Here is a 16,162-nt window from a genome sequence, read left to right on the forward strand (position 1 = left end):
TCCATTTCATGTTAAACAATTTTTTCTAATATCGCTTTGATTTCGAGAGATTTTGTAACGACTACCCGGTCAAGTGTGCCGATCAATACTCGTCTTCTCTAAATCCAAAATCACGAAGCTGAGACATCTTATTGCGCCAGTCTTTTTGCACTTTGACCCACAGCTCCAAATAAACCGATGAGCCGAGCAGCGCTTCGATATCAACCCGTGCCCGTTTGCCGATTTCTTTCAGCAGACTGCCTCTCTTACCGATGACAATTCCTTTTTGCGAATCGCGTTCGACGACAATGGTCGCACTCACATGTACAGACCCGTTTTCCCGTTTTTCAATCGAATCAATCGAGACCGCGATGCTGTGAGGGATCTCTTCCCTTGTCAGATGCAGCACTTTTTCCCGAATCAGCTCAGAAATGATAAAGCGTTCTGGATGATCGGTCACCTGGTCACTCGGGTAAAACTGCGGACCTTCCGGCAAATAATCTTCAATTTGCCTTAGAAGAGTGTCGGTATTATTCCCCTCCAGGGCGGAAATCGGGATGATTTCTTTAAAAGGGTATCTGGCTCTGTATTCATCAATAAGCGGAAGCAGTTCATCAGGGTGAATCTGGTCGATTTTATTGATGATTAAGAAAACGGGAGTGTTCAGCCCTTTTAAGCGCTCGATAATAAATTCGTCGCCTTTTCCATACCCTTCCGCCGCATTGATCATGAACAAAATTAAGTCGACTTCTTTCAGCGTGTTTTGCGCCACTTTCATCATAAAGTCGCCCAGCTTATGCTTCGGTTTATGAATGCCGGGCGTATCGATAAAAATCGTTTGAGAAGTTCCGGTGGTCAAAACACCCTGCACCTTGTTTCTCGTTGTCTGCGGTTTGTCGCTCATGATGGCGATTTTTTGGCCGATCACGCGATTTAAAAAAGTAGATTTTCCTACGTTTGGTCGTCCGATGATGGACACAAATCCTGATTTAAAGCTGTTCTGTGTCATTTAGATCCTCCGATGAAAAAGCTCCTGGCAGTAATTCTTGAACCGTCATTTCTTTCACTTGGCCGTTCAGATTGGTTAAAACAACAGGCATGTTTTTTGAACAAAGTTCAGAGATGACCTGTCTGCATGCTCCGCACGGTGAAACGGGCCCCGGTGTATCAGCGGCAACGGCGAGCATCTTAAAGGCTTTTTCACCTTCGGAATACGCCTTGAATAATGCCGTCCGTTCGGCGCAATTGCACAGGCTGTAAGCAGCATTTTCAATGTTGCAGCCTCTGTACACCTTGCCGTCCTCCGTCAAGAGGGCGGCTCCCACTTTGAACTTTGAATACGGAACATATGCATATTCTCTTGCTTTTAACGCTTCTGTAATCAATTCTTGTTTGTTCAATGTGTGTATTCCTTCCTATAGCGGCGATGATACCGCTAACACTTTTATTTTACATAAAAATGGCTGTTATTTCACGCCCAAATCAAAAATGTAAAATTTTTGTAAGAATCTTTTGCCAGGGCGCATACGCTGATCAAAACAATTTTGGCAAAAAGATGAGTAATCCAATGATACACGAAACAAAGGCAAACACGCAAACCGCTCCTGCCGCGGCATCCTTAGCGGCTTTTGCCAGCGGATGATTCTCTTTTGTGAAAAGGTCGACAGCATGCTCAACCGCGGTGTTCATGAGCTCCAATGCAAGCACTCCGCCGATGAGGATCAAAATGACGGCCCATTCCGAAGCGGTCAGCCTGAAGATGAAGCCGCAAGCGATCACAACGATTGCGGCTCCGGTGTGAATTTGAAAATTGCGCTCGGACATGAACGTTTTCAAAATTCCCGTGAAGGCGTGTGAAAAGCTTTTTCTCAGCCTGATCCATTCACTTTGTTTATGATGATCTTGAAAGCCCATAGCGATTTAACAGTTCCTTTTGCTTAGTGAACATGATTTTCTCTTCTTCCTCTGTCATATGGTCATATCCGAGCAGATGCAAAAAGCCGTGAACCGCAAGAAATCCCAGCTCTCTCATCAAGGAATGTCCGTACTCTTCCGCCTGTTCTTCCGCTTTATCTGCACTGATGATGATATCGCCGAGAACGGGCGGCATGTCGGCGCCGATAATCTCCACTTCTCCCTCACCGTCCTCTTCAAGAGCAAATGAGATGACATCTGTCGGATAATCTTTCCCCCGGTATTCTTTATTGATTTCCTGTATTTCTTCATTCCCTACGACCGTAACGGACACTTCGGCCTGATCGGCGACGCCTTCTTCCTTCGCCGCAAATTGAAGAAGCTTTTCAATTTCCTCGAGCTGCCCCTCTGAGAGACGCCCTGTTTCATCTGAGATATCGAGATTTAAACTCATGATTGTTTCACCTTCTGTTTTGGATTGGCCTCCGGATATTCGATCCGGGAATGGAAAATGCCTTTTAACGTTTCACATAGCGTCTTGGCAATGATGTTCAGTTCTTTTAAAGTCAGATCGCATTCATCAAATTGCCCGTCTTGAAGCTTATCGGAAATGATGCCGCGCACAAGCTTTTCAATCCTTTCCGGATTCGGGTTGTGCATCGACCTGACGGCGGCTTCCACGCTGTCGGCCACGGAAATGATCGCCGCTTCTTTTGACTGCGGCTTCGGCCCCGGATAACGGAACTCTTCTTCTGTCGTCTGATCGCCTTTTTCCTTAGCTTTGTAGTAGAAAAACTTGAGCAGGGATGTACCGTGGTGCTGTTCGGCGATATCGACGAGCTCCTTCGGCATTTTATGCTCCCTCAGCATGTCCGCTCCATCTGTCGCATGCGAGATGATGATGTTTTTGCTCAGCTGCGGTGACAGTTTGTCATGCGGATTGTCAATATTCATTTGGTTTTCGATGAAATACTGAGGCCGTTTCGTCTTACCGATATCATGATAATACGCACCGACCCTTGCGAGCAATCCGTTCGCTCCGACCGCTTCGCACGCCGCCTCCGATAAATTGGCAACCATGACGCTGTGATGGTAGGTTCCCGGTGTTTCAGTCAGAATTTTGCGCAGGAGCGGGTGATTCGGATTGGAAAGCTCAAGAAGCTTCATCGTCGACAAGATCCCGAACCCGCTTTCAAAAAACGGCATGAAACCGAGGACAAGAACGGAAGATCCAATGCCTGAAACAGCTCCCATCACGAGATATGTGCCCATCTCCAGACCGGATTGGGCCGTATTTTGAATCAGCTGGAGGGTGAACATGACAACGATGTTGACAAACGAAACAAACAGTCCCGCCTGAAGGATCTTTGTTCTGGCATTATGCTTTCCTAAAAACAGTATGCCCGCTATCGAACTAATTAAGAAATACGTTCCGATCGCATAGTTAAAAGTGCCTGTGACACCCTGGTTAAACATCATGCTTCCGCAGATGGAAAGGATCATGCTCGCGAGAATCGCCAGCCGCTCGTTAATCAGCAGCTTGATCAGCATGACGCCCATTGCAATGGGCACGATATAGCCGATATGGCTGAATTCGAGCTCTTGAAACAGGCTGATGACTTCCATGACGATCAATACCATCGCTGTTATCAAGGAAAAGAGCATCAGCGATTTCGTCTTCGGCAGCCGATTGCTGTATTGTTTTTCAAAATAGTAAATCAATGCCGAGATGAAAAGCGCGATCAAAAGCAGCAGTCCGCCGACCGGTTTAAATATATTGGCTCCGCTTAACAGCCCCGTCAATTGAAGCTTCCGGTACACTTCCCTGTCGATCAGCTGATTTTCCTCAACGAGAATCTGCCCCTGCTTGATCTGCACCTGCTGAACGCTGTCCGCCGCTTCCTGGCGCTTTTGCTCCGTTTTGTCGGGATCATAGACATAATTGGGGATGATCGCAAAGCGTCCGATTTCATTGGCGGCATTCTTCAGTTTTGAAGGGACCGAGTTGCCCTTCAGCTCCTTTGTAAGATTTTCTTTTGCTTCGTCAAGCTTTCCGGCAGGGATTTCTTTGCTCATCACATCGTTGACGGCCGTTATGACCGAATCCTGTGTCATGGAAAGCTCTCCGTCGCTCGCCCGCAAAAGGTTTTTGACAGAGTCCTCTGACAGGGAGTCCGTCACATCAGAAGTCAATTTTTCTTCCACGGATTTAATCTGTTTTTTTTCCTTTTGATCCCCGCTTTCTTTTTTGACTTCTTTAATGATGTCGAAGATAGACGATACAAGATCGACCCTGTTGTCAGAGTACTCTTTTTTCAGGGTGTACTGATCGGGGACCTCTTCCCTTGCTTCCTGTTTTTTGGCAGATGTTGCCTTTTGGTCTTCTACCGTAGCCGGTGCATAAATCGTATTTTCGCTGATTGAAAACAAATCAAGATCAAGCGACTCGGGTCTGACATGGAAAAAAAGCAGAATAAACATCAGCGCTGATATGGCTGTATAAAGAATAACGGGGAGAAAACGGGCTTTTTCCATTCGGGTAAGCCGGTTTTTACCGCCTCTTTTTTTCTTTTTCAACAATAGCACCTCTTTCCGGCGAGAAACTAAAAAATGGCCCGATAGCGGGCGATCGGGCCATTCGGAGTTATTTTGTCTGTTCGTATGCTTCGATAATTCGGGCGACAAGCGGATGTCTGACCACATCTGTCTGATCCAGTTCAACGAATGAAATTCCTTCGATATCAAGGAGCATGCTTTTCGCGACGGCAAGTCCTGACTTGACTCCCTTTGGCAAATCGATTTGCGTAATATCGCCTGTAATGACCATTTTAGAACCAAAACCCAATCTCGTCAAAAACATTTTCATTTGTGCAGGCGTCGTGTTTTGCGCTTCGTCCAAAATGACAAAGGCATCGTCAAGCGTCCGGCCCCTCATATAAGCGAGCGGCGCGATTTCAATGGTTCCCCTTTCAAGGAGCCTCGCTGTATGGTCCGTTCCGAGCACATCGTGGAGGGCGTCATACAAAGGCCTTAAATAAGGGTCGACCTTTTCTTTCAGATCACCGGGCAAAAAGCCGAGGCTTTCTCCTGCTTCAACGGCCGGCCTCGTCAAGATGATTTTTTTTATGCGTCCGTTTTTCAGTTCATGAACGGCTTTTACGACCGCCAAATAGGTTTTTCCCGTTCCGGCGGGACCGATGCCAAAGATTAAATCGTGCTTTTTCATTGCCGTGATATACTCTCTTTGCCCGATGGTTTTGACTCTGATCGGCTTCCCTTTGGCATTTTTCGTAATTTCCTCTTCATACATACTTTCAAAAAACTCAAGCTTGTGCTTTTTCGCCATCTTGATCGCATAGATGACATCCCGTTCAGAAATCTCAATTCCTTTGCGGATCAGATTCAAGAGGGACGCGAGCAGGCTGTCAACGATTTGAAACGTGTTCTCGTCACCGGCTACATAAACGGTTTCACCCCGTGTAACAATCGAGACGTTCAGCTCTTCCTCCATCATTTTTAGATGCGAATCCTGATTTCCAAACAGCGCCTGAGCTTCATTCGGACTTTCCAATTGCTGATTAATCGCAAGTAAGTGTTCTGTCATTCTTTAGTCTCCTGAACGATTGGTGTTGTTTGAACAATGTCTTCAATAACCTGGTAAAGGATGATCAATTTAACTTTACCATTCTCACTCGTTTCGTGCAAAACTTTTTCATTGATAATGTCCCCATCTTCGCCAATTTTTTTCCGGACGTCCCTTTTTCCCATTTTGATGCCTTCCTGAACCGCTTCTTTTTTAGTATACACCCTTTTGACCTGTTCGCTTTCCCGCGTCGTTTCTTTTTCATAAGCGATGGGAAGCTTAAAGTTCATGAAGTGAAGCGAATGTTTTTCGACTTCGGTCTTCGGACGCAAAAGCTCTTCTTTTTTCAATGCAAATCCCCAAAAAGGAACGGAAAGTGAACCGATGGAGAGCTTGTGCTTTGTCCTTACTTTACCCGTAAAAACATCAAATGATGTCTCAAGCGGTACCGTCACTTTAGACTTGTACCATGTTTCACCGTAAATTTTGCCTTTGGCGCCGACCTTTTGCTTCTCATCCTCTGTTCCGATCAGCCCTGAAACGAGCATCTCCCCTTTTTCAACATGCTGATTCACCGTAACGAGCGGCTCTCCTTTTTCAACAAACATCTTGGAGATGGTCGCTTCTTTTTTGGCGATGATATGCCTTGGACCGATGTATTTTTCCTTATCAGGCTCATTTTTCTCCACCACTTTCATGTGAAGGGCTGTCCCGTTTAATTCGATTCCGACCCAAGTAATATTTTCAACGCTCTTTGTCAGCGACTGCTGAATGTTCTCCGGGGTCAGCATGGTGAATTGAAAGCGGCCTTTTTTCACTCCGATCTGGTCAAGGTGCTGCCTGATTTGGTGCTCTGTTTCCGGATTGGCGCCGGAGATGTCAATCTTCCACAGCATATTGGAAAGGAGGAACATGATGATAAAAAAAGCTGCGATCCCCAAAGTAAACCCGCTGTTTCGCATCGATTGCCTGATGATGAAAGGCAGGCCTTTCCGTTTTAAAAAACGGCATTTGCAGTCAAAGGTCCTGATGACTTTTCGAAAGGCATGTACATCGGAAAGCAGAATATAAAGAAAGACAGAGTCTTTCTTTTTTTTCACATTAAACATCGGGATGCCGCGCCTTGTGCACTCATTTAATAAACGTTCGATTCCCATTCCCGTCACTTCAAGCTGAATCTTTCCTGAGAAAAAAGAAAGCCATTTATTCTTCACGTCTCTTCCCCCTGACTTATGAATCGATATAGCGGACGAGCTCTATCGTGCCTTCAAGCAAAATTTCCTCAGGCAGGATCGTTTTAATGACAAAGTCCTTGCCCTGGATGATGCACTGCCCCTGCTTCAGCAGCAGCCTTACTTCACGGTCGCTGAAAAGCAAAAGCCCTCTATGATTCTCGATATATATGTGAAGTCTCCCTATCATCGTCATTCGCGGAAGATCCATCATGACATCAGGGGGAATTTCCAATGTTCTTGTCAGCCACGCTTTAAATCGATTTTTCTTTTGCGCCATAAAAAAAGAACCCCCTTTCATCTCATATGTATGAGTGAGAAAGGGGTTCTAACACTTTAATTTTTAAGGGCGGCGCCTCATCGTGTAATGCGGTTTTCTTGAGCGCGGCGGACCGAATACTTCGCCGAGGACAATTCCTTGGACAACACTTTTCTTATTGATGTCAAGCCGTTCGGCATGCGGCTCTAACATCCGCTTGCTTTGCTTTTTGACAGCCCGTTCCACAGCCGGCATCGACCGTTCGGCATCCGCTTTGATTCTTTCAAGCTCCTGAACGAGGTCATTGCTCTTTTTCATGGCAGCGGGCTTTGCAGTTGGCTTTTCCGCTGTCTGATGGCGCTTTTCCTGCTGCTTCGGCGCTTTTGTTTTGCGCTGTTCAGGCGCTTTTTTGCGATTATTTTCTTCGTTTTCATCATTTTTTCCGATCTTGTTGAAAATGACGGAAATGATTCCGACGATGACTGCCATGATGATCGGATTGTCGAACAATAAATCAAGCAATGCGCTCCCTCCTTTTTACGGGGGCTTGTTTATTTATGATCGTCTTCATTTTGGTCTTTCGTCATTTTACCAAAGGAATCACGCATATCTGTGTCGGCATCGATGTTTTTCATATTGAGATAATCCATGACCCCGATTTTTCCGCTGCGCAATGCTTCGGACATCGCAAGCGGAACTTCCGCTTCCGCCTCGACCACTTTGGCGCGCATTTCTTCGACGCGGGCCCGCATTTCCTGTTCTTGGGCAACCGCCATGGCGCGGCGTTCTTCCGCTTTGGCCTGAGCGATGTTTTTATCGGCTTCAGCCTGGTCTGTTTGAAGAATGGCGCCGATGTTTTTGCCGATGTCCACGTCAGCGATATCGATCGACAGAATTTCAAAAGCCGTGCCTGAATCCAAACCTTTGCTCAAGACCGTTTGTGAAATCATATCCGGATTTTCAAGCACCTTTTTATGATTGTCAGACGAACCGATCGTCGAAACAATCCCTTCACCTACACGGGCGATGATTGTCTCTTCGCCTGCACCCCCGACAAGGCGGTCAATATTTGCACGAACGGTAATTCTCGCTTTCGCCTTCACTTCGATTCCATCCATCGCAACACCCGCGATAAACGGTGTTTCAATAACCTTCGGATTAACGCTCATTTGAACGGCTTCAAGCACATCGCGTCCAGCCAAATCAATGGCCGCACATCTGGCAAATGTCAATTCAATGTTAGCGCGTTGGGCGGCGATCAGCGCATTGACAACGCGGTCGACGTTCCCCCCGGCCAAGTAGTGGCTTTCAAGCTGGTTGATGGCTACATCCAGTCCCGCTTTGTGCGCTTTGATCAAAGGATTGACGACGCGGTTTGGAATGACGCGGCGGAGCCTCATACCGATCAGTGTAAAAATGCTGATTTTGACGCCTGCGGCCAAGGCCGAGATCCACAGCATCACCGGAACAAATGTAAAGAAGACAGCTAATAAAATGATGCCGGCTGCAATGATAACCAAAAGTAATAGAGTTGACGGATCCATAATATTCCTCCTAAAAAGTATGGTTTATATTTCTCTCACGACGATGCGCGAGCCTTCCACTTTCACCACTTTGACTTTCCTATCCTTTGCGGTGAACGAGCCTTCGGAAACGACATCGAGCCGTTCATCGCCGATAATAACCGTTCCGGCCGGTCTGAGCGGTGTATATGTGACACCGGTTTTCCCGATCAGATCGCGCCGGGTTTCATTTGAGACATAGCCGCTTTCCGAATTGGTAGAGTCGGTTAATATTAATTTTTTAAAGAATTTCATTCTTTTCCCCAACACCCTTGTCAGTAGAATGGATGCCGCTATCGAAACAGCGGTTGCAATCAAAATCGAGACGGCCATGACCGTCACGCTTCCCGATGCTAAAAAGAGACTTAGAACAACGGCTGTGAGGCCGATAATTCCCGCGATGCCGCCCGGCAGAAAAAGTTCTAAAATAATCAATATGATACCGGCAATAAACAGAAGGAGGGTTTCCATTCCGGCGAGCCCAGCCACAAGGTGGCCGTAGAAAAAGAGCATCAGCGCCGCAAGGCCCATAGAGCCGGGAATTCCAAAGCCCGGTGAATAGAGTTCGACGATCAGCCCGAGGCTTCCGATTGAAAGAAGAATCGGAATCACGACCGGATGTGTGAGGAAGCGCGCCACTTTTTCGGCAAAACTCACTTCAGCATGCTCGATTTCGGCCCCTTTTAAATTCAGCTTTTTTAAAAGGTCGTCAAAGCTTGAGACCGTGCCTTCCGAATAGCCGACTTTCAACGCTTTGTCAGAGCTCAATGTCAAAAGCTCTCCCTTTGGCGCCCCTACTTCTTTGGCGTCAACGTCCGGATCTGCCATCGCGAGCGCATATTTTGGATCACGGCCGTTTTTTTTGGCCGCATCTTCCATTTCCGCCAGCCACAGAGATTCCGCCTTTTGATCAGCAGCGTTTCCCTCTGCATCAATGATCGCCGCGGCTCCCATTTTTCCGCCGGGCGCCATATAAATGTCGTCTGCATTCAAGGCGAGGTACGCGCCTGCCGAAAGGGCCCTTCTGTTGACATAAGCGGTCACCGGAATGTCGGAGTTATGTATCGTATCAGCCATATCAAGGACTGCGTCAACCGCTCCGCCGGGGGTATTGATATCCAAAATAATATGCTTGGCATTCATCTCTTTTGCTTCTTGAAATGAGCGCTCAAGAAATTTTGAGAGTCCCTTTTCAACCGTGTCTTCGACCGGGATCACATACACTTTGTCTCCATCGGCATCGGCTTTCACGGTCAAATGAACGCTTAATAATAAGAATAAAACAAAACCGCACGCCACAGCAACTAAAATTCTACTTTTTTTCAACAGCACCGATTTTTGACTCCTCCTTCCTCCTTTATCATTAACATTACATACGTTGTAAATGTATCAAAGGTTTCAGATTTTTACTCCTTTTCTATTTATGACCGCGCATAAAAAAAGACACCTTTCAAATGGTGAAAGATGTCCTTTTCTTTAAGACAGTTGTTTGCTGACAAGCTTATTGACGAGGCCGCCGTCAGCCTTGCCTTTAACCTTCGGCATGATCGCGCTCATCACCTTGCCCATGTCCGCTTTTGAAGAGGCGCCGACTTCTGCGATCGTTTCGTTTACGATCGCAAGCAATTCCTCTTCCGTCAGCTGTTCAGGCATATAAGCTTCCAGAATGTCTAACTCTTTTTGAACTTTATCTACTAAATCTGAACGATTAGCGTTTGAAAATTCATGGAGGGAGTCTTTACGCTGTTTTAATTCACGAGAAAGAACAGTCAGTTCTTCATCTTCGGTCAGCCTGTCTTTCTTAAGCTTGATTGCTTCGTTTTGAAGCGAAGCCTTCACCATGCGAATGACAGTCAGTTTGTCTTTCTCACGGTTTTTCATATAGAGCTTCATGTCTTGATTCAGACGCTCAAGAAGACTCATAAATCCACCCTCTTTTAGTATTTGCGCTTTCTGGCAGCTTCAGACTTTTTCTTGCGTCTTACGCTAGGTTTTTCATAAAATTCACGCTTTCTTGCTTCTTGCAAAGTACCTGTCTTTGATACACTGCGTTTGAAGCGACGAAGAGCATCTTCAAGCGATTCGTTTTTTCTAACGACCGTTTTTGACATTCTCTTTCCCTCCCTCCGAATACACCAATCGACTGCTTTAAAAAAAGATATACATTTAAACATGTACCTTGACATTATAATATAAGCATTCGGCAAGGTCAACCAAACGAGATTGTTTTATTGTTTAGTCATCATTTCGGCAGCTTGTCTGTATACATTTATAAAGGAGGCTGTTCGAAAATCTGATGCTGATCTTGATCTTATTTGTGCTGCTGATCAGCCTTTTTCTGGCGGGCATGGGCATGCTGAGAAAAGGCCTGATCTCCCTGACGTTCGAGAAGATTGAAAAGCGCCTGCTTTTTTTTACGGATCATCCATTGAAGGCTTTCCTGGTGAGCATAGTGTTTACAGGCGTTCTGCAAAGCAGTTCGGCATTTATGGTGATCGTCATCGGGTTTGTCAGCATCGGCGCTCTTTCTTTTAAACGCTCGATTCCGCTGATTTTGGGGACAAACATCGGCTCCACATTCACAACTGAATTTTTGGCCGTAAAGCTGGAATTTTTGATTTTCGCCCTTTTTGCGGTTGGCGCGGTCCTTTTCCTCACCAGAAAACCGCCCTTTCGGCATGTCGGGGTGAGCCTGATCGGTTTGGGTGTGATTTTTTTCTGCATCAGCGGGTTCAGCAGGCTTGCCGTTCCCTTGTCACAGCTTGACTCAGGCGCCTATATCGTCCGCCTGGTCGAACATTCATCACTTTACGCACTTGTCATCGGCACGGTGCTGACTGCCATCATACATTCAAGCTCGGCCTGTGTTGGCATTCTGATGAGCTTTATGGATCAGGGGGTCGTCGGACTGACTGAGGCGATGAGCGTTGTCCTCGGCTCCAATATCGGGACATGCATTACTGCAGTCATGGCGGCTTTCAAAGGGGGCCCCGCCGCCAAGCAAACGGCTTATGCCCATGTGCTGTTCAATGTGATCGGCGTGGCGGCCGTCTATCCGCTGCTCACATCTTTAACCGGATTTATTTCCGCCCTTTCGGCAAGTCCGGCACAGCAGATCGCCCATTTCAGCCTGCTGTTTAACGTTGTGACTTCGCTGTTGTTTTTGCCGCTGACCCATTTATTTCATTCGTTTATCATGTTCCTCATCCCAAACAACGGCCAGGCCCGCTAATGTTTTGCTCTAACTGTGGTACCGCGGCAGCAGCCGTCTGTAAATCCGCAAAAAAGCCGGGATCACATGGCTGTGAACCCGGCTTTTCATATTAAGAGGATAAGCGGATGTTCTCCTCCGCCGCATCCTCTGCGATGCGGACGAACAAACCTTTATTGTAAGGATAGCCCGCTTTGATAATCTTCACTTTGACAAGCTTGCCGATCATGTCTTCAGACCCTTCGAAAACAACTTTCATATAGTTGTCGGTATAGCCGACAAACAAGTTGTCTTCGCCTGTTTCGGTGAACGGCTCTTCAGGGATGATTTCGAGCACGTCGCCTTCATAGTCTGAAGCATACTCTTTTGCAAGCTGGTCTGAGAGGGCGATCAGCTTGTGAACACGTTCGTTCTTCACGTTTTCATCAACCTGATCGTCCATGCGTGCGGCCGGTGTGCCGGTCCGTTTGCTGTACGGGAAGACATGGAGTTCGGAAAACTTGTGCTCTTTAATAAAATTGTACGTTTCCATAAATTCTTCATCCGTTTCCCCTGGAAAGCCGACGATAACATCTGATGTGACCGCAAGCCCTGGAAGAGCTTTTTTCAGCTTTGTTAAACGGTCGGCGAAAAATTCCATCGTATATTTTCGTCTCATCCGCTTCAACACGCTGTTTGAACCGGACTGCAAAGGAATGTGCAGATGTCTGACGATTTTATCGGACCGATCCAGCACCTCGATGACTTCATCGGTGATCTGGCTCGCTTCAATAGAGGAGATTCGGATTCGTTTCAAGCCTTTCACACGGCTGTCCAATTCTTTCAAAAGCTGTGCAAAGTTATAATCTTTCATATCTTCTCCATATCCGCCGGTATGGATGCCGGTCAGGACGATTTCTTTATATCCGGCGTCAACCAGCTGCTGCGCCTGGCGGATGACTTCTTCCGGATCGCGGGAGCGAAGCAGGCCGCGCGCCCATGGAATGATGCAGAATGTGCAGAAATTGTTGCAGCCTTCCTGAATTTTCAGAGAAGCTCTAGTCCTGTCTGTAAACGCGGGAACGTCAAGCTCTTCAAAAACCCTTGCTTTCATAATGTTGCCGACGCCGTTGATCGGCTGTCTTTCTTCCTGATACTGCTCAATATATCCAAGCATTTTTTCGCGGTCCTGAGTGCCGACGACGATGTCAACGCCCGGAATGGCCATGATTTCCGCCGGAGACGTCTGAGCGTAGCAGCCCGTCACACAAATCACGGCATCGGGATTTTGGCGAATTGCCCGTCTGATCACCTGTCGGCTTTTTTTGTCGCCCGTATTGGTCACGGTGCACGTATTGATCACATATACATCAGCAGTGCTTTCAAATTCTTTTCTTTCATAGCCGGCTTCTTTGAAAAGCTGCCAGATCGCTTCTGTTTCATAATGGTTGACCTTGCAGCCAAGTGTATGAAATGCAACGGTTGCCATTGTTATTCACCTCTTAATAACTCTGTATGATAAGAAATTGCCGCCAGCGCGTACAGCGGGGCTGTTTCCGCTCTTAATATCCTCGGACCGAGACCGCAGGCGGCGGCTCCTTTTTCTTTAAGCGCCTCGATTTCCGCTTCTGAAAATCCGCCTTCAGGACCAAATACAATGAGCACCGAAGAACCTTCCGGCAGGCTTTTGACCGCGGATTGAAACCGGCTCTTCTCACCCTGTTTAGATGATTCCTCGTATGCAACGACACATTTATCGAAACCCTCAAGGCTGTTCAGCAAGCTTTGAAAAGTATGGACGGCGGCCACTTCAGGAACGATGTTTCGATGGGACTGTTCCGCAGCTTCTTTGGCGATTTTCGCCCATCTTTCCCGTTTTTTCTTTGCTTTTTTATCATCAAGCTTGACAACAGACCGGGACGCTTCAAAGGGGATAAATGAACTTGCGCCGAGCTCCGTCCCTTTTTGAATGATCCATTCCAGTTTATCGCCTTTCGGCAGGCCGTTTGCAATGTGGACCCGAACCGGCAGTTCGCGATTGTCACCGGTCCACTCGACAATGCTCAACACAACCTCTTCTTTTGATAATGACTCGATTCGGCATCTGGCCTCATGCCCGTCTTTGGCACAGCAAACGACGTGATCGCCGGCCGACATTCTCATCACATTGACGATATGGTGAACGTCCTCTCCTTGAATGGAGAGCATAGGTTCCGCTTGAACCTCTTGTTTTGTTTGTTCGATAAAATATCGTTGCATACGCTTTTTGACACCTACTAACGATTATTTTTGGGCAATGATGCTGACCCAGTCTTCCATCGAAAGAACTTCAATGATTTTGAATCCTTCTTTTACAAGGGCGTCTTTCACTTCCTGTTTTTTCTGCTGAATGATGCCTGAAGTAATGAAGTAGCCGTCCTTTTTCAACAGGCTGTGCGCCTGTTCTGTAAACCGCAAAATCACCTCAGCTAAAATATTGGCGACGATCACATCTTTTTCTCCCTCGACACCGTCGAGCAGATTGTTTTGTTTGATGGCGATCTGGCCGCTGACTTTATTCAGCTTTGAATTCAGGCGGGCGCTTTCTACAGCTACCGGATCAAGGTCGTACGCCTCGACACTGCCTGCCCGCAGCATGGCGGAAGCGATGCTTAAAATGCCCGTTCCCGTGCCGACATCGACGACTGAATCCCCTTCCTTTACATACCGCTCAAGCGCCTGGATGCAAAGAACGGTCGTCGGGTGCGTCCCCGTGCCGAAGGCCATTCCAGGGTCCATTTCGATAATCAGTTCATCCGTATGAACAGGCGTGTACTCTTCCCAGGTTGGAACGATCGTAAACTTTTCGGAAATTTTGACGGGGTGATAATATTTTTTCCACGCCGTCGCCCATTCTTCTTCATTCACTTCGCTGATGGTGATCTTATTTCTCCCAAGGTCAATGTCATATAACAGCAGGTTATTGATCGTTTCCTTGATTCCGTCCACCGTTTCTCCCAAAAAGCTGTTGATCGGGAGGTACGCTTTGATGATGACCCCTTCATCCGGGTAATCGTTTGGATCGAGCTGGTAGATTTCTCCGTACACATTCTCACGTTCTTTGATTAAATCAAGCGGATCTTCGATGACCACTCCACTTGCGCCAGCTTCATGCAAAATATTCGAGATGGGCTCAACCGCTTCATGTGTTGTGTGAATGCAGATTTCGGACCATTTCATACTACCAACTCCTCATCCAATCATTAATCGCCTTTAAATGCGCGCTTTACTTTGTCAAAAAAACTCATTTCCTGTTCATCTGGCATATTTCCGCTTACTTCAGCAAATTCGCGGAGAATATTTTTCTGGCTTTCCGTCAAATTCGTCGGCGTGACGACGCGGACAACGATATGCTGATCGCCCTGGCCGTAGCCGCGGACATTGGCAACGCCTTTTCCTTTCAAACGGAATTTCGTACCCGTTTGCGTTCCTGCAGGCACCTTTAACTTCACTTTTCCGTGAAGAGTAGGCACTTCGATCTCGTCTCCGAGCGCCGCTTGTGCAAAGGTCAACGGCATTTCACAGTAAATGTCGTCTCCATCGCGCTCGAAAAATTCGTGCGGCTGAACGCGGAACACGACGAATAAGTCACCCGACGGTCCTCCGTTCACCCCAGGTTCACCTTGTCCGGAGACCCTCAGCTGCTGGCCGTCATCCACACCCGCCGGAATGGTGACATTGATTTTTTTGCGTGTTTTCACTTTTCCGGTGCCGCCGCATGTTGAACACTTGTGTTTGATTTGTTTGCCCGTTCCATTACAGTAGTGACATACTCTTCTGTTGACGACTTTGCCGAACGGTGTGGACTGCTCCATGTTCAGCTGGCCTGATCCTCCGCAGTGTGAGCATGTATCCGGTTTTGTACCGGGTTTTGCTCCTGAACCGCGGCATGTGTCACACGTTTCTTCACGCGGGATTTCAATCGTCGTCTCTTTTCCGAAGGCCGCTTCTTCAAAAGACAGCGTCATCGTGTATTGCAGATCCGCTCCCTGCCGCGGGGCATTCGGGTCTCTCCGTCTTGTGCCGCCGCCGAATATGCTTGAGAAAATATCGTCAAACCCAAAGCCTCCAAAGTCGCCGCCACCGAAGCCGCCGCCGCCGAATCCCTGGTTTGGATCGGTGTGGCCGAACTGATCGTAATGCGCCCGTTTTTGGTCATCAGAAAGTGTTTCGTAGGCTTCTTTGACTTCTTTGAATTGCTCAGCCGCTCCGGCCTCTTTGTTAATGTCAGGGTGATATTTTTTAGAAAGCTTGCGGTAAGCTTTTTTTATCTCATCTTTCGAAGCGCTCTTACTTACCCCAAGCACCTCATAGTAATCACGCTTACTCATCTTTTCACACTCCCGATTTTCTCACATAAATTAGATTGTATCATTTCAAATTACGTTTTTTCAATTCCTTTTG

At 47.2% G+C, this 16,162-nt stretch carries 18 protein-coding genes; 1 reads left to right on the forward strand and 17 read right to left on the reverse strand.

Features of this window, described 5'->3' with window-relative positions:
• Nucleotides 1-82: 82 nt before the first annotated feature.
• From era to rpsU, 13 genes are all read right to left on the reverse strand, one after another.
• Entirely contained in the window at nucleotides 83-988 is a 906-nt protein-coding gene (era, locus tag ACINLD_RS08530; protein WP_026587906.1) for a GTPase Era, read from the reverse strand.
• On the reverse strand, nucleotides 969-1,379 hold the full coding sequence (locus ACINLD_RS08535; protein WP_026587907.1) for a cytidine deaminase: 411 nt from the start codon (nucleotides 1,377-1,379) through the stop codon (nucleotides 969-971). The genes era and ACINLD_RS08535 overlap by 20 nt, the downstream gene beginning before the upstream one ends.
• Before the next feature lie 133 nt (nucleotides 1,380-1,512).
• Nucleotides 1,513-1,893 (reverse strand): diacylglycerol kinase family protein, encoded by a 381-nt coding sequence (locus tag ACINLD_RS08540; RefSeq protein ID WP_026587908.1) that lies wholly within the window; start codon nucleotides 1,891-1,893, stop codon nucleotides 1,513-1,515.
• Nucleotides 1,871-2,347 carry an rRNA maturation RNase YbeY gene (gene ybeY, locus ACINLD_RS08545; protein WP_026587909.1) on the reverse strand — a complete coding sequence of 159 codons (477 nt, stop codon included), beginning with the start codon at nucleotides 2,345-2,347 and terminating at the stop codon, nucleotides 1,871-1,873. Before ybeY ends, ACINLD_RS08540 begins: the two co-directional genes overlap by 23 nt.
• Nucleotides 2,344-4,428 carry an HD family phosphohydrolase gene (locus ACINLD_RS08550; protein ID WP_142246141.1) on the reverse strand — a complete coding sequence of 695 codons (2,085 nt, stop codon included), beginning with the start codon at nucleotides 4,426-4,428 and terminating at the stop codon, nucleotides 2,344-2,346. Before ACINLD_RS08550 ends, ybeY begins: the two co-directional genes overlap by 4 nt.
• 109 nt (nucleotides 4,429-4,537) lie before the next feature.
• On the reverse strand, nucleotides 4,538-5,497 hold the full coding sequence (locus tag ACINLD_RS08555; protein ID WP_077736404.1) for a PhoH family protein: 960 nt from the start codon (nucleotides 5,495-5,497) through the stop codon (nucleotides 4,538-4,540).
• Entirely contained in the window at nucleotides 5,494-6,690 is a 1,197-nt protein-coding gene (yqfD, locus tag ACINLD_RS08560) for a sporulation protein YqfD (RefSeq protein ID WP_026587912.1), read from the reverse strand. The genes ACINLD_RS08555 and yqfD overlap by 4 nt, the downstream gene beginning before the upstream one ends.
• A gap of 16 nt (nucleotides 6,691-6,706) precedes the next feature.
• The gene (gene yqfC, locus ACINLD_RS08565) at nucleotides 6,707-6,988 is read right to left on the reverse strand and encodes a sporulation protein YqfC (protein ID WP_026587913.1); all 282 of its coding nucleotides are present in this window, start codon (nucleotides 6,986-6,988) and stop codon (nucleotides 6,707-6,709) included.
• A gap of 63 nt (nucleotides 6,989-7,051) precedes the next feature.
• A complete protein-coding gene (locus ACINLD_RS08570; protein ID WP_026587914.1) occupies nucleotides 7,052-7,489 on the reverse strand; it encodes a hypothetical protein in 438 nt (145 codons plus the stop codon).
• 29 nt (nucleotides 7,490-7,518) lie between these two features.
• Nucleotides 7,519-8,511 carry a flotillin-like protein FloA gene (gene floA / locus ACINLD_RS08575; RefSeq protein WP_026587915.1) on the reverse strand — a complete coding sequence of 331 codons (993 nt, stop codon included), beginning with the start codon at nucleotides 8,509-8,511 and terminating at the stop codon, nucleotides 7,519-7,521.
• Between the two features lie 24 nt (nucleotides 8,512-8,535).
• A complete protein-coding gene (locus ACINLD_RS08580; RefSeq protein WP_035428196.1) occupies nucleotides 8,536-9,861 on the reverse strand; it encodes an NfeD family protein in 1,326 nt (441 codons plus the stop codon).
• Between the two features lie 144 nt (nucleotides 9,862-10,005).
• On the reverse strand, nucleotides 10,006-10,452 hold the full coding sequence (locus tag ACINLD_RS08585; protein WP_026587917.1) for a GatB/YqeY domain-containing protein: 447 nt from the start codon (nucleotides 10,450-10,452) through the stop codon (nucleotides 10,006-10,008).
• A gap of 14 nt (nucleotides 10,453-10,466) precedes the next feature.
• A complete protein-coding gene (rpsU, locus tag ACINLD_RS08590) occupies nucleotides 10,467-10,640 on the reverse strand; it encodes a 30S ribosomal protein S21 (RefSeq protein ID WP_003183654.1) in 174 nt (57 codons plus the stop codon).
• A 185-nt stretch (nucleotides 10,641-10,825) separates the two neighbouring features.
• Here rpsU and ACINLD_RS08595 point away from each other — a divergent pair, with 185 nt between their 5' ends.
• A complete protein-coding gene (locus tag ACINLD_RS08595) occupies nucleotides 10,826-11,761 on the forward strand; it encodes a Na/Pi symporter (protein ID WP_077736403.1) in 936 nt (311 codons plus the stop codon).
• 91 nt (nucleotides 11,762-11,852) lie between these two features.
• Here the strand turns inward: ACINLD_RS08595 and mtaB are convergent, their stop codons facing one another.
• Genes mtaB through dnaJ form a run of 4 tightly spaced genes read right to left on the reverse strand, consistent with a single transcriptional unit; the run spans nucleotide 11,853 to nucleotide 16,089 of the window.
• On the reverse strand, nucleotides 11,853-13,208 hold the full coding sequence (gene mtaB / locus ACINLD_RS08600) for a tRNA (N(6)-L-threonylcarbamoyladenosine(37)-C(2))-methylthiotransferase MtaB (protein ID WP_026587919.1): 1,356 nt from the start codon (nucleotides 13,206-13,208) through the stop codon (nucleotides 11,853-11,855).
• A gap of 2 nt (nucleotides 13,209-13,210) precedes the next feature.
• Entirely contained in the window at nucleotides 13,211-13,978 is a 768-nt protein-coding gene (locus ACINLD_RS08605) for a 16S rRNA (uracil(1498)-N(3))-methyltransferase (RefSeq protein ID WP_026587920.1), read from the reverse strand.
• Nucleotides 13,979-14,002: 24 nt separating this feature from the next.
• Nucleotides 14,003-14,938: a 50S ribosomal protein L11 methyltransferase gene (gene prmA, locus ACINLD_RS08610; protein ID WP_026587921.1), complete on the reverse strand. Its 936-nt coding sequence runs from the start codon at nucleotides 14,936-14,938 to the stop codon at nucleotides 14,003-14,005.
• Nucleotides 14,939-14,961: 23 nt separating this feature from the next.
• Nucleotides 14,962-16,089 carry a molecular chaperone DnaJ gene (gene dnaJ / locus ACINLD_RS08615; RefSeq protein WP_077736402.1) on the reverse strand — a complete coding sequence of 376 codons (1,128 nt, stop codon included), beginning with the start codon at nucleotides 16,087-16,089 and terminating at the stop codon, nucleotides 14,962-14,964.
• Nucleotides 16,090-16,162 lie beyond the last annotated feature (73 nt).

The organism is Bacillus sp. z60-11, assembly GCF_046464135.1.
Lineage (GTDB): Bacteria > Bacillota > Bacilli > Bacillales > Bacillaceae > Bacillus > Bacillus sonorensis_A.